The sequence below is a fragment of the Macrococcus epidermidis genome (assembly GCF_003259695.1).
Classification (GTDB): Bacteria; Bacillota; Bacilli; order Staphylococcales; family Staphylococcaceae; genus Macrococcoides; species Macrococcoides epidermidis.
In genome coordinates this window covers 693,058-706,657 of the sequence record NZ_PZJH01000001.1, presented here as the reverse complement: position 1 = coordinate 706,657, position 13,600 = coordinate 693,058, and the positions used below count along the sequence as shown (strand labels likewise).

The window sequence follows — 13,600 nt, the reverse complement described above, 5'->3', positions numbered from 1 at the left end:
TATTTACCTTCAAAAAATTAAAAAACAACGCTTAAAGCTTTATAGCTTTAAGCGTTGTTAATGTTGTTATAATTATTTCGCGTATTCAATCGCACGCATTTCTCTGACGACTGTCACTTTAATGTGACCAGGATATTGTAACTCTTCTTCAATCTGATTTTTAATATCTCTTGCAATACGATGTGCTTTTAAATCATCAACATCTTCTGGAGAAACGATAATTCTAATCTCGCGTCCAGCTTGAATCGCAAATGATTTTTCAACGCCATCATAACTTTCAGAGATTTGTTCCAATCGTTCAAGACGTCTTACATAATTCTCTAATGTTTCTCGTCTTGCTCCAGGTCTTGCTGCGCTTAACGCATCAGCTGCTGCAACAAGTACTGAGATTACACTATTCGGTTCAATATCACCATGATGTGAGTGAATCGCATTAATTACTGTAGGATGTTCACGATATTTCTTCGCTAAATCCACACCAATTTCAACATGTGATCCTTCAACTTCATGGTCAATCGCTTTACCGATATCATGTAATAATCCTGCACGTTTTGCTAAAGTAATATCTTCACCAAGTTCAGCTGCAAGCATTCCTGATAAATGTGCTACCTCAATAGAATGTTTCAGCACATTTTGTCCATAACTCGTACGGAACTTCATGCGTCCTAAAATCTTCACTAAGTCTGGATGTAAATTATGTATACCAAGTTCAAAAGTCGCTGCTTCCCCTGCTTCACGAATAATTTCGTCAACAGATTTACGCGCTTTTTCAACCATCTCTTCAATACGTCCAGGGTGAATTCTTCCATCTGAAACTAAAGCTTCTAATGCTGTTTTAGCAATTTCGCGTCTGATTGGGTCGAATCCAGATAAAATGACCGCTTCAGGTGTATCATCAATGATTAAATCAATACCTGTTAACGTTTCTAATGTACGAATATTTCGACCTTCACGACCGATAATTCTACCTTTCATTTCATCATTTGGAAGGTTAATTACTGATACAGTTGATTCTGAAGTATGTTCTGCTGCTAAACGTTGAACTGTTGTTGCAAGTACCATTTTGGCTTTTTTATCAACCTGCATTTTTGCTTCTTGTTCTTTTTCTTTCACCATAACAGCAATGTCATGTGTTAATTCATCTTCAACTTGATCAATGATTTCCTGTTTTGCTTCTTCTTGCGTCAGTCCGGAGATGCGTGTTAATTCTTGTTCATGTTTTACTATAATGTCTTGGACACTTTGCTCTAACGCATCTACATGTTGTTGTTTTTCTTCAATTTTAGATTCTTTTTGTTCTAAAAGTTCATCCTTTTTATCTAAAAGTTCACTTTTACGATCTAAGTTTTCTTCTTTTTGAAGTAGTCTTGCTTCTTGTCTTGCAAGGTCTGAACGACGTTCTTTATACTCTGCTTCTAAACGATCACTTCTTACTTGATTCTCTTCTTTTGCTTCAAGTAATTTTTCCTTTTTAAGACTTTCAGCTTCTTTGTTTGCTTCACTAATAATATGTTCAGCAGTTGTACGCGCTTGATTTTGCTGATTAGTTAAGCTGTTTTTTGCTAATACATACCCTACACCAACACCTAGAATTATTCCAAGCAAAATGTATAAGAGGGTTAATAGTTCCACATAAACACCTCCTTATTTGCTTTTTTTCATCTAGTTATACCATAAGACTTCCGTACAGAAATAAAATACCACTTATTTCATATACAAATTAATTGTACGTTTAATAAGTTAAGCGTGTCAAGATAAGTAGAAAATAATTTAACGTATATTTAATTAATTGTTGAAATATTACAAAAATCCGAATAACATGTTATTTTGTTTCATAACATATTATTCGGATTCGAAATATTATACTAATTCATCATCAAACAAATCATCTGCTGGTGGTGTATCTGGTGTTTCAGTTTTAATTGCATCTTTATCTTCACCGATGCCCATCGCTTTACGAATCTTCATATCAATTTCGTCGCGAACTTCCGGATTTTCACGTAAGTATGTTTTAATGTTCTCACGTCCCTGTCCGATACGCTCACCTTCATACGAATACCATGCGCCAGATTTTTGTAGTACTTCATACTCTGCACCTAAATCAACCATTTCACCTTCACGAGAAATACCTTGACCATACATAATATCCACTTCTGCAACTTTAAATGGTGGTGCTACTTTATTTTTAACAACTTTAATCTTAGTACGGTTACCTACAATATCTTGACCTTGCTTTAACTGTTCTGCACGACGTACTTCTAAACGTACTGAAGAGTAGAATTTAAGCGCACGACCACCTGGCGTTGTCTCAGGATTACCAAACATAACACCGATTTTTTCACGCACCTGGTTAATGAATATTGCAATCGTATTTGATTTAGAAACTGCACCTGAAAGTTTACGTAAAGCCTGAGACATTAAACGCGCCTGTAGACCCATATGAGAATCTCCCATTTCACCTTCGATCTCAGCTTTAGGCGTTAATGCAGCGACTGAATCGACTACGATAATATCGACAGCACCACTACGCACAAATGCTTCTGCGATTTCTAAACCTTGTTCACCGTGATCAGGTTGTGATAAATAAAGATTATCAATATCTACACCTAGTTTTTGGGCATAAACGGGATCAAGTGCATGCTCTGCATCGATAAATGCTGCAATACCACCTTGTTTCTGTACTTCAGCGATCGCATGTAAAGCAACTGTAGTTTTACCAGAACTCTCTGGTCCATATATTTCAATTATACGTCCTTTAGGATATCCGCCTATCCCTAAAGCATTATCCAGTGTAATTGATCCTGAAGAAACTGCTGACACATTACGTGTAGCATTTTCTCCCAGTTTCATTACCGCACCTTTACCAAAAGATTTTTCCATATTCTTAATTACTGTATCTAAAGCTTGTTGACGTTCACTCATATGTTCGAGTCCTCCTATAATTACAATCATTGGTTGTTGTTGTATGTTACTCATATACTACTCATATATCACTTACATTTATAACACTATTTCAAATATTTATATGGTAACCTCATTACTCACTACAAGTAATACTATACTGATTATTTATTAATTTAGCAAGCGAAAAGCGAACGCATGTTTGTATTTTTTTATATTTTCCTTAAAAATGGGAACACACACTATAATTTCTGTGATTATCCTTATTTATTTTTGAATAAAGTAAAATTTTAGAAAAAAAGAGCTAAGATATACTTAGCCCTTAATATTATTTAGAATTTTTAAAGACGTTTCTGCCATGATAAAAATATTCAATACCAGACAAAATAGTGAAAAATACAGCGATATACATCAATGGATAACCCAGCTTGAAACCAATCATCTGATTGAATGGCTCATTAAGCAATAATAATGTCATTGCTAACATCGTTACTGCCGTCTTAATCTTTCCTAATTGACCAGCAGCAGAAACAAACCCCTGCTCGATTTGTAATAAACGTAATCCTGTCACTGCAAATTCTCTTGCAATAATCACAATGGCCATCCATGATGGAATTAATCCAAGTTCTACTAAAGCAATCAATCCACTTGATACGAGTAATTTGTCAGCTAACGGATCTAAAAATTTCCCCATATTCGTTACAAGCTGCCATTTTCTTGCTAAATAGCCGTCAATCCAGTCTGTCAGTGATGCGAAGATAAAAATACATGCTGCAATAAATTGTTCAATACGCATCGTGTCACTACCTAAAAAGCTCATTTTCCCCATATTAAAATCTGCTAGTAAAAACACTAGAAATACAGGTATGAGCAAAACGCGCGCAACTGTAATTTGATTTGGTATATTCATGATTAACTTCCTTTACTTATTAGTTTAAATCAATAAATTATTGTATTACTTTAAAGAAATATGTTCTTGTAATTAAATTATCTGCTTCTTTTGGTACAGATACCTTCTTATCGTTAATGTATACTTCCATCGAAGTTGAATTCCCTGATATTAACGTGATACTTTTAACTTTTTCATCGATTTTGAATGTTTCTTTCTTCATTTCTTTATATGCATAATTTTTCTTTTTATCATCATAGATTTGTACCCATGTTGGTATTTTAGAATCTATCCTAAGCTTTAACGGTTCTGTCGATTCTAATTCATACGCTAAGTTTGCACCATCAAAGTTTTTATAGGTTAATTTAGTCGACGCTTCTACTTTTGCATTATCTTTTTCTTTTTGTTTATCGCTTGTTGATTGTTCGGTTTTAGATGCAATAGGTTTTTCTTCCGTCTTTTTTTCAACTTTAACATTACGGCTCTTATTGATATCTTCTGCCTGCCACTGACTATTTTTATCTGTGAAGATAAACTGTGAAAAAATAAGCCATATTAAAAACATTATAAGAATAATCCCTAACAGCCATGCAAGTAATTTATGAACACTTTGATCTGTACTTTGCGTAGTTTGAGTACTTTTAATCTGTTTGCTTGCTTCTTTAGCACTTAATTTTCGAGTTGGTAATTCATTTTGATGCTCGTTCAATAGATTTTCAGCATTTAAATTAACTGCTTTTGCATATTTTTCTATAAACCCTCGTGTATAGTCAGGATTGGGCAAACGATCAAATTCATTTTTCTCAATCATTTCTATGTATTTCTTTTGTATCTTCACTTTTTTCTCTAAATCTATTAACGTCATACCTAACGATTCACGTTTTGAACGTAATATTTGTCCGATTGGTTTCATAATTGCCCCCTTTACGGCTTAAAAGAACGCAAATTCGTCATTATCAAATAAACTGTTCTTTGATAACTTTTCGTACGTAATTTCCTGATCTTCTGTTTCACGTAATTCTATAATATAATCAAAATCTTCTAATGTGTAATCTGTTTTCTGTACAAATAAATCTGGATGCTCTATTACTTTTGTTGTTGGTAATGACATAACTTCTCTTACAAGATTAAGATGTTCAGCGTTCTGTTTGATTGTCAAAGCACCATCTATAATGAAGATATGTTTATCGTCATATTCGCCCTTATACAATTTATTACGAACGGTTTGTTTAATCATCGTAGAAGAAATAAATAACCACTTCTTATGCGCACAAACACTTGCAGCAACAACAGATTCTGTTTTTCCTACACGTGGCATCCCTCGCACACCAATCACCTGGTTACCATCCTGCTTAAATAACTCAGCCATTAAATCTACAAGAATACCTAGATCTTTACGCACAAATTTAAAGATATGCTTATTTTTATTATCTCTTTCAATATGCTGTCCATGTCGTACTGCCAGTCGATCCTGTAATAATGGTTTACGTAATTTAATAATCTCAATATCTTCTAACTGACTGATAATATTTTCAAAACGCGTCACTTTTTCAAGATCGTCCGTTTTAATTAGCAATCCACGGACACCTTGATCGACACCATTGATTGTAATGATACTGATTCCCAGTACACCGAGTAAACTTGAAACATCACCAAGTAAACCGGCTCTGTTAATCTTAATTTCATATTCAAGATACCATTCTTTCGTTTCCTGAAGTGCTGTCATTAACAAACCCCCTATATATACCAACCACCATTCACGCTTTGTACTGTACCCGTAATAGATTGTGATAAATCATCTAGTAAATACAATACAGCATGACTAATTTCTTTCGGTGAAATGAGTCTTTGTTGTGGTAATTGTGATAATAATAATTGTATATCTTCTTTATCTAATTGTAATGTCATTTTACCATTAACTACACCGGGTGTTACAACATTTGCTGTAATGTTTGTTTGTATAAGTTCTTTCGCAATAGATTTAATAAATCCAATTTGTGCTGCTTTCATACCACTATAGATGGATTCCGTTGCACTGCCTGTTTCTCCCCAAACCGAGCTGATTACAACAATGCGACCATGATCATTACTTTGCATGCCACTCAATACAAATTGAGTTAACTTTACAAGATTTGAAAAGTGAATATGATATTGAGCATCCATAGCCTCTGTTGTCACCTCTTGTATAGCTGCATAATAAGCAGTGCCTGCTGCATATATCATACCATCCAGGTAACTTGTCATCCAATTCTGTAATGGATTTTCATAAAGAGGTTTACTTAGATCAAATTGAACAAAACTTATTGTTTCATTTTGAAATTCATTTTGTAAAGCAGTAATGTCCGTATTATTATAATGCGCAATGACTTCATGTCCTTTAAATAATAAATCATGTGTTATTTGTTTGCCTATATCACCACTTGCTCCAATAACGAGATATTTACCCATTGCGCTTCACAATTCTACTATCCGTAATATGAGCATTATTTAATGTACTTTTATAAGTTTCAATGCACTCAGCTAAAGTCAGTTGTTCTAAAAGTGGCAGAATATCGAATAATATAACATCATTGAAGAAATATCGTGTAAACTGATTCGCAATATATTCAGGGCTATTCATGCTTGAAACATATTCACCGATGGTTTGACGGATAATTAAATCAAAGGCTTTTTGGTCGTTTAATAAGTCAAATTTATATAATTGACTGATTATACGTTGTTTTAATCTTTCAGCATCGCGAGTGGCACCAGCTATAAACATATGTGAGAAAGTTGGCTCTATCGTAAAATTAAATCCGAAAGAATCATCTATTAATTGGTCTTTCAATAGCGACTGATAAAAATCTGTTTGTTCTCCAAAAAGCATATCTAAAGCAAATAGTATCTTGAGTTCAGTTAATATTAAGTTATCTGTACTTTTAAAATTATCTGTTTTAATACCAAGCATTAATTTATCCATCTGCACATTATCAATCGACTTAACCTCATTAACTGCTACACCTTCAGGTTCTTCAAAAGGTAATATATTGACTGGCTGAAAAGTATTAAATGGTTTGATAATGCCGTTAATATATTCGGTCATTGCTTTCGGTTCAACATTCCCTACAATAAACATCACCATATTCTTTGGATGATAGAATGTATTATAGCAGTCATATAAAGTTTGATCAGTAATCTCATTGATACTTTCAACTGTACCTGCAATATCAACACGTACTGGATGTGTATGATACATTGCTTTTAAAGTCTGATAATACAGACGATAATTAGGCTGATCCTGGTACATTTTAATTTCTTCAGCAATGATACCTACTTCTTTTTCTACACTTTCTTTTGTAAAATATGGTGTTTGTAGCATATCTACTAATAATTTAATGTTTTCTTTTAATGATTCAACAGTAGTAAATAAATAACTTGTTCTGTCATATGAAGTGAATGCATTGGCCGAACTTCCATATTTTGAGAATGCGTTAAACATATCCCCATCTTCTTTCTCAAACATTTTATGTTCAAGAAAATGTGCAATACCTTTTGGCATATGTACTTTCGTTCCATCTTGTCTAACAAAATCATTATGTATAGAACCATACTTTGTTGTCATTGTGACATACGATTTCTGAAACCCTTTTTTTGGAATAATAAATAGCTGCATGCCATTATCTAAAACTGTTTCAAATAATGTTTCATCTATTGCTTTATAATAAGTTTGTTTCATTCTGTTCCCTCACTTGTTAAACAATACACAGTATGTAAAGCCCCAGTCTGTGCAACATCTATAATATCTTCTCTCGTTATTGACTGTATACCTTTTATCCATTCACCTTCATCAACGTGCGCACCAAACGTATTAGAAAACTCAATTTCTACAAAGCCTTTCGGTCGATCCATTGATTCTTTCTTCTGATTAATAATCATACGTTTCGCCGTATTCAATAGTTCATTATCGAAGTCACCTTGTCTAATCTTTTCAAATTCATCATTGATCGTGTCAATCGCCTGCTGACGTTTATCCTGGTTAACACCAGAGAGTACATATAACATACCGCTTCTTGCATCAATCTGACTATGTATTTGATAAGCTAAACTTAATTTTTCTCGAACATTTGTAAATAATAGGCTTGATGGATCACCGCCAAATATTTGATTGAGTAAAATAAATGCGTAGTAGCTTTTCTCTGGATGTTTAACATTTAACTTATAGCCCATATTAATACGTGCTTGCTTCGTCTCAATGTGTTCAACAACTGTCTGAGGTGTATGAATATCCTTTAATTTTATCGGTTTTAGATCAATTTTATTTTCAGGTAAATCCAGATATTCTTTTGCCAGTTTAGCAACTCTCGATTCATCTACATCTCCAACGATATAAAGGTGTGCTTCATCATCCTTTAACATAGCTTTATATGCTTGATAAACTTCTTCGCCTGTAACAAGTTCTAAATTTTGTATATCCCCAAAACTTGGATTACGCATCGACTCATCTTCAAACATTGTTTTTAATAACTGATAAAAACCATATTGGCCTAAATTCTCTTTTATAGCGTCATACTTATTTTTAAAGAGATGTTTTTCTGTAGTTAATAAATCTTCACGAAATGATCCATCTTCTACATTAGGTGCATATATGACCTCGTATAATAATTGAAATGCTTTTTCTAATAAGTCTTCATCATTCAGATATTTATCATTAACAATATCGATACCTACTGTTAATACATGGGCATTGTTTTGTTTTATAACATGACTATAAAGATGTGCTCCATATAAATATGCAAGATGATTTATCATTGCCTGTTCGTCAGCATATTTTGCAGTTGTCTTTTGAATAAGTTTAGATAAAATTGCTCTCCTGCTCATCGTTTCAATATCAAGAGGCGCTTTAAACTTAAGCACGATAGACACTGTCTTAAATTTGTCTGTGTTCAATAAATTAATTGTCATAGAATACTCCTAACTTTTCTTTGTATAACGAATTGTACCTGACTCGATTTAAAATAATTCAATGAATATAATACGGGCTCATCTTGAGCATTAAAATGAATTTGTTTAAATAATAATAAGCTTTCTTCTGGTGTGCATTGTAACGCATTAGAAATATATGGTTCATATGCAATTGATTCAATTTCACTTTCAGCATACACAATTTTAAGTCCATCGGTACGATCCATAATTTCTAATAATGAATGGGTTAATATATCGTGACCACCCTCTAAGGGTGCTGCAACAATCTTATCTAAGCAATATACGATAGGCTCATCATTTGCTGTTCTGATACGTTCGATAACTGTAATGTCACAATCATCACCTAAATTTAATACACGTTTATCATCAATAGAAGGTTGTTCAATATCATGACTGATCATCAATGTACCTGCCGATTGTCCTCCCTCTTCTATCATACTCGTTATACTTTTGAGTTCATCAATTGGATAGAAAAATATCGGCTTAGATTTTATATAGTAACCCTCCTGAAAATGTTCTGAAAGGATTTGTTCTGTTACTAATTCATGAAAGGCTAATTCTATATCATCTCTCGATCGATCAATCATTCGCGAGATTTCGTATTGCGATGGCAAAGGTCGGTGCAATTCAAATTTCCTTGAATTTATCTGTTCTAAAATCCAATCTTTAATAAAGACGACCTCTCTATTTACTGACATGTATTCCACCTCATTCTATAATTTCATTGTTTTCGATTAATACCGTTCTAGGTTTACTACCTGTACTTGGTCCTATAACACCATTTGCTTCAAGCTCATCAATTAATCTTGCAGCTCTATTATAACCAATTCTAAATTGTCGTTGTAACAGACTTGCTGATGCTTTTTGTTTTTCAACGACAAATTGATAAGCTTCTTGATAAAGTTCATCTTCAGATTCACCTTTTTGAGTATATTCTTCTGTTGGTTCCAGTGACTTAATATAGTTTGCTGATTGTTGTTTACAGACGAAGTTTACTACATCTTCAACTTCCTTATCCGAAAGAAAAGCACCCTGAATACGTTTAGGTTTTGATTCGCCATATGGCAAGTAAAGCATATCACCTTTACCAAGTAATTTTTCAGCACCCTGCATATCTAATATCGTTCTAGAATCAACTGCTGAACTAACGCTAAATGCAATACGAGAAGGAATATTCGCTTTTATCAGACCTGTAATGACATCAACAGATGGTCTTTGTGTCGCAATAATTAAATGAATGCCAGCTGCACGTGCCATTTGTGCGATACGCATAATTGCTGCTTCAACATCTTTACTTGCGACCATCATTAAATCTGCAAGCTCATCAACGATTACAACGATATAGGGTAGTTCTGCATTTTTCTCGCCAAGTTCTGCATTCTGGCGTCGTAAATATTGATTATATCCTTTTATATTACGTGTACCTGTATGACTAAAAAGATCATATCGTCTTTCCATCTCACCTACAATTTTCTGTAAAGCTTGAGCAGCTTTCTGTGGATTCGTTACGACTGGCGTTAATAGATGAGGGATACCATTGTATACATTTAATTCTACCATCTTAGGATCAATCATCATTAATTTCACTTCATGTGGTTTAGCATGCATCAAAATACTTGTGATAATACCATTAATACATACAGACTTACCACTACCTGTTGCTCCTGCAACAAGTAAATGTGGCATTTTATCAAGTTCAGCAGTAATTGCTTCACCACTGATATCTCGTCCGAGTACAACTTTCAACTTATTTTCTTCAACAGGTGAAGCTTCTATTACTTCTCTTAATGTTACCATTGATGTAGAACTATTCGGTACTTCAATACCTACAGCAGATTTACCAGGTATCGGTGCTTCTATTCTAATATCTTTTGCAGCAAGCGCTAAAGCAATATCATTATGAAGATTCACAATACGACTAACCTTTACACCCATCGCTGGTTGCACTTCATATTGTGTTACAGCTGGACCTATTCTGATTTGCGATACTTTAGCATTCACACCAAAATTCTTCAATGTTGTTTCCAGTAATTGACCACGCTTTTTTACTGCCTGCATATTTGATTTTGCTTTGTCAGTTGCCGGAGAAAGTAATGTTATAGGAGGCAGATCATAATCTTCGTTCTCCATTTCACTTGTTTCACTTTGTTCAGTGACGTCAGTTTGTGTTGAAAATTCATCTTGACTCGTATCAAAAGTTACAGATTCAGAATTACTATTTTGACGTACTGCTTCAACATGTTCCTGATCATTTTGAAGTGTTACTGCTTGATTGCCGTCATATATTGGTATTTCTACTTCAGGATAGTGCTCAGATTCAGCTTCAATTGCAGTAATTTCTGGTAAATCAGAAACATCTTTAACCGTCTGTTCCATTTTTCTTTGTTTTCTTTGTGCTAATTGAACTTTTGCCTGCCTTGAAAGATCTTTCGTTTTATCAACTTGATAAAGCAGAAATTTCTGCGCTGTATTACGTATAGATCGTCCTAATATCAAAAGAATACTTAAAATAATCATAATAATAGATAATATAAATGCACCAAAAACACTTAATAGCGTAGAAAAGACTGAATCAAACAGAAAACCAATCATACCGCCTCCAAAAAAATGAAGCCCCGACTTAGATTGTAATTCAAAGATTTTATCAAAAACAGGTGTAACTGATTTTCCGTGTAAAAAGTGCTGAACCACCTGCATAAAGGATGGTGTACTAATTAATAGCAATAACCAGCCGTTAACACGACGATTGATAGGAATCCATTTATTATTTACAGCATAATAAATTGTTATGAGTATGAGTAGAATATATGCATAAAAACGAGCTGAACCGAAAATATACGTCATTACACTATCTATGCCTACACCTAATAACCCAAACTGAAAAACACCTAATAACAGCATCGCGATAAACAAAATAGAAATAATAAAACGGTATGGTTCATTACTTTTATTTTTATTTGTTTTTTTCTTTCTGGTCGTTTTCTTCTTAACTGCCATTCATTTCACCTGCTTTATATAAACAAATAAACAAGCTAAAGTTAGCTTGTTCATTTGTTTATTATCTTTAAATTTCTGAGATAACCGGAATAATCATTGGACGACGTTTCGTATTTTCATATAGGAATTTACCTAATTTATCACGCATTTCCTGCTTAATATCAGACCATTCAATACGATTTTGCATTAAGCCTAGCTCAACAATTTCACGTACTTTTTCTTCAGCTTCACGCATTAAATCTTCACTTTCGCGTACATAAACAAATCCACGTGACTGAATCTGTGGTCCAGCTACGATACGTCTATTTTTAGGGTCAAGTGTTACAACAGCGATGAAAATACCATCTTCACTTAATAATCGTCGATCACGTAAAACGATATTACCTACATCGCCCACACCGATACCATCTATCAGAACATTTCCTGCTGGTACTTTCTCATTGGCTATCATACGTTCTCCGTCATAATTGATGACATCACCTTTTTCAAGTAAGAAAATATGTTCTGGTAGCACGCCCGCTTCAGCAGCAAGTTTTGCATGCGCAATCTGCATTTTAAATTCACCTTGTACCGGTACGAAGTATGTCGGTTTCATTAAGTTCAGCATTAATTTTAGCTCTTCCATACATCCATGTCCTGATGCATGGATCTTCTTATTCGTTGGAATCACTTTTGCACCTGCTTTAACTAGGTGATTGATTGTTGATCCTAAAATAACTTCCATATTTGAAGATGGTGTCGTTGTAATAAATACAGTATCACCTTCTTCAATATTTAAAATGCTGTGTTTTTGTAAAGCCATCTGAGCTAATCCTTCAATCGGTTCACCTTGAGAGCCAGTAGAAATAATGATTAGTTCATTTTTCGGATATTTCTCAACATCTTTTATTGGTATTAATAGTTGTTCTTTAATATCAAAATACCCAAGTTTACGTGCAATATTAAATGATGATTCTAAAGATTTACCTAAAAATGAAACTTTACGGTTTAATCGCGCTGCAGCATTTAGTACTTGTTGAATTCGTATGAAGTTTGAAGCATAACACGATACGATAATACGTCCTTGTGCTTTAGCAAATTCATCAACAATGTGACTTTCAATAACATTTTCCGGTGTATTATAACCAGGTTTCTCTGCTTCAGTTGAATCACTGATTAACATTAATACACCTTTGTTTCCAATTTGACCCATCTTCGTAATGTCTGGTGCATAGCTACCAGTCATACTTTGATCAAATTTAAATTCACCAGTATATACAACAGCGCCTTGTGACGTATGAATCACAATACCAAGCGCATCCGGAATACTATGCGTTGTACTAAAGAATGACACATTCACATTTTTAAAACGCATAATTGAATTGTTATTTACTGTATAGTATTTAATTTTCTTTGTTACTTTTGCTTCACGCATCTGATCTTTAACTAGTGCGATCGTTAAACGTGAACCGTAAATTGGTGCATCTACTCGATCAATAATATAACGCAACGCACCAATAGCATCTTGATGTCCATGACTCAAAAAGATACCCTTTAATTTATCTTTATTTTCAATTACATAATTAATATCCGGAATTACGACATCAATCCCTAACATCTCATCTTCAGGAAACATTAACCCTGCATCCAGCATAAACATTTCATCGTCAACTTCTACGATATACATGTTCTTTGCAATTTCACCGACACCGCCTAAAGGTATCATTCTTATATGTTGATTTTCTTTTTTAACTAAGTTCAAAATATTTCCTCCTAAATTCATTCGCCCGTACAATTCATACTTCTTTATTATAAGCTATTTGCAGATTAATTAACAATAAAAAAAGCGAACAGAATATTCTGCTCGCAATT

10 protein-coding genes and 1 pseudogene are annotated in these 13,600 nt (G+C 33.8%); all 11 read right to left on the bottom strand.

Annotation, left to right across the window (positions count from 1 at the left end; all coding sequences use genetic code 11):
* Nucleotides 1-72: 72 nt before the first annotated feature.
* Nucleotides 73-1,632, bottom strand: coding sequence for a ribonuclease Y (rny, locus tag BHU61_RS03665; protein WP_096076664.1), 1,560 nt, complete (start codon nucleotides 1,630-1,632; stop codon nucleotides 73-75).
* Nucleotides 1,633-1,860: 228 nt separating this feature from the next.
* Nucleotides 1,861-2,922, bottom strand: a complete 1,062-nt coding sequence (gene recA / locus BHU61_RS03660) for a recombinase RecA (protein ID WP_111714698.1) — start codon at nucleotides 2,920-2,922, stop codon at nucleotides 1,861-1,863.
* Between the two features lie 307 nt (nucleotides 2,923-3,229).
* Nucleotides 3,230-3,811, bottom strand: a complete 582-nt coding sequence (gene pgsA, locus BHU61_RS03655; RefSeq protein WP_096076666.1) for a CDP-diacylglycerol--glycerol-3-phosphate 3-phosphatidyltransferase — start codon at nucleotides 3,809-3,811, stop codon at nucleotides 3,230-3,232.
* 37 nt (nucleotides 3,812-3,848) lie between these two features.
* A complete protein-coding gene (locus BHU61_RS03650; protein WP_111714696.1) occupies nucleotides 3,849-4,703 on the bottom strand; it encodes a helix-turn-helix domain-containing protein in 855 nt (284 codons plus the stop codon).
* 18 nt (nucleotides 4,704-4,721) lie between these two features.
* Nucleotides 4,722-5,516 carry a DUF3388 domain-containing protein gene (locus tag BHU61_RS03645; RefSeq protein WP_111714694.1) on the bottom strand — a complete coding sequence of 265 codons (795 nt, stop codon included), beginning with the start codon at nucleotides 5,514-5,516 and terminating at the stop codon, nucleotides 4,722-4,724.
* A gap of 11 nt (nucleotides 5,517-5,527) precedes the next feature.
* Complete coding sequence (ymfI, locus tag BHU61_RS03640) at nucleotides 5,528-6,238, bottom strand: elongation factor P 5-aminopentanone reductase (protein ID WP_111714693.1); 711 nt, start codon at nucleotides 6,236-6,238, stop codon at nucleotides 5,528-5,530.
* The gene (gene yfmH / locus BHU61_RS03635) at nucleotides 6,231-7,505 is read right to left on the bottom strand and encodes an EF-P 5-aminopentanol modification-associated protein YfmH (protein WP_111714691.1); all 1,275 of its coding nucleotides are present in this window, start codon (nucleotides 7,503-7,505) and stop codon (nucleotides 6,231-6,233) included. The genes ymfI and yfmH overlap by 8 nt, the downstream gene beginning before the upstream one ends.
* Entirely contained in the window at nucleotides 7,502-8,731 is a 1,230-nt protein-coding gene (gene yfmF, locus BHU61_RS03630; RefSeq protein ID WP_111714690.1) for an EF-P 5-aminopentanol modification-associated protein YfmF, read from the bottom strand. The genes yfmH and yfmF overlap by 4 nt, the downstream gene beginning before the upstream one ends.
* A complete protein-coding gene (locus BHU61_RS03625) occupies nucleotides 8,728-9,450 on the bottom strand; it encodes a GntR family transcriptional regulator (RefSeq protein ID WP_111714688.1) in 723 nt (240 codons plus the stop codon). Before BHU61_RS03625 ends, yfmF begins: the two co-directional genes overlap by 4 nt.
* Before the next feature lie 10 nt (nucleotides 9,451-9,460).
* Nucleotides 9,461-11,116: pseudogene (locus tag BHU61_RS03620) on the bottom strand (DNA translocase FtsK); the annotation flags it as partial.
* A gap of 700 nt (nucleotides 11,117-11,816) precedes the next feature.
* On the bottom strand, nucleotides 11,817-13,490 hold the full coding sequence (gene rnjB / locus BHU61_RS03615) for a ribonuclease J2 (RefSeq protein WP_111714685.1): 1,674 nt from the start codon (nucleotides 13,488-13,490) through the stop codon (nucleotides 11,817-11,819).
* Nucleotides 13,491-13,600 lie beyond the last annotated feature (110 nt).

Coding starts and splice junctions, on each gene's coding strand:
- recA (WP_111714698.1), bottom strand. CDS start 2,922: ATGAGTGAACGTCAACAAGCTTTAGATACAGTAATTAAGAATATGGAA.
- pgsA (WP_096076666.1), bottom strand. CDS start 3,811: ATGAATATACCAAATCAAATTACAGTTGCGCGCGTTTTGCTCATACCT.
- BHU61_RS03650 (WP_111714696.1), bottom strand. CDS start 4,703: ATGAAACCAATCGGACAAATATTACGTTCAAAACGTGAATCGTTAGGT.
- BHU61_RS03645 (WP_111714694.1), bottom strand. CDS start 5,516: ATGACAGCACTTCAGGAAACGAAAGAATGGTATCTTGAATATGAAATT.
- ymfI (WP_111714693.1), bottom strand. CDS start 6,238: ATGGGTAAATATCTCGTTATTGGAGCAAGTGGTGATATAGGCAAACAA.
- yfmH (WP_111714691.1), bottom strand. CDS start 7,505: ATGAAACAAACTTATTATAAAGCAATAGATGAAACATTATTTGAAACA.
- yfmF (WP_111714690.1), bottom strand. CDS start 8,731: ATGACAATTAATTTATTGAACACAGACAAATTTAAGACAGTGTCTATC.
- BHU61_RS03625 (WP_111714688.1), bottom strand. CDS start 9,450: ATGTCAGTAAATAGAGAGGTCGTCTTTATTAAAGATTGGATTTTAGAA.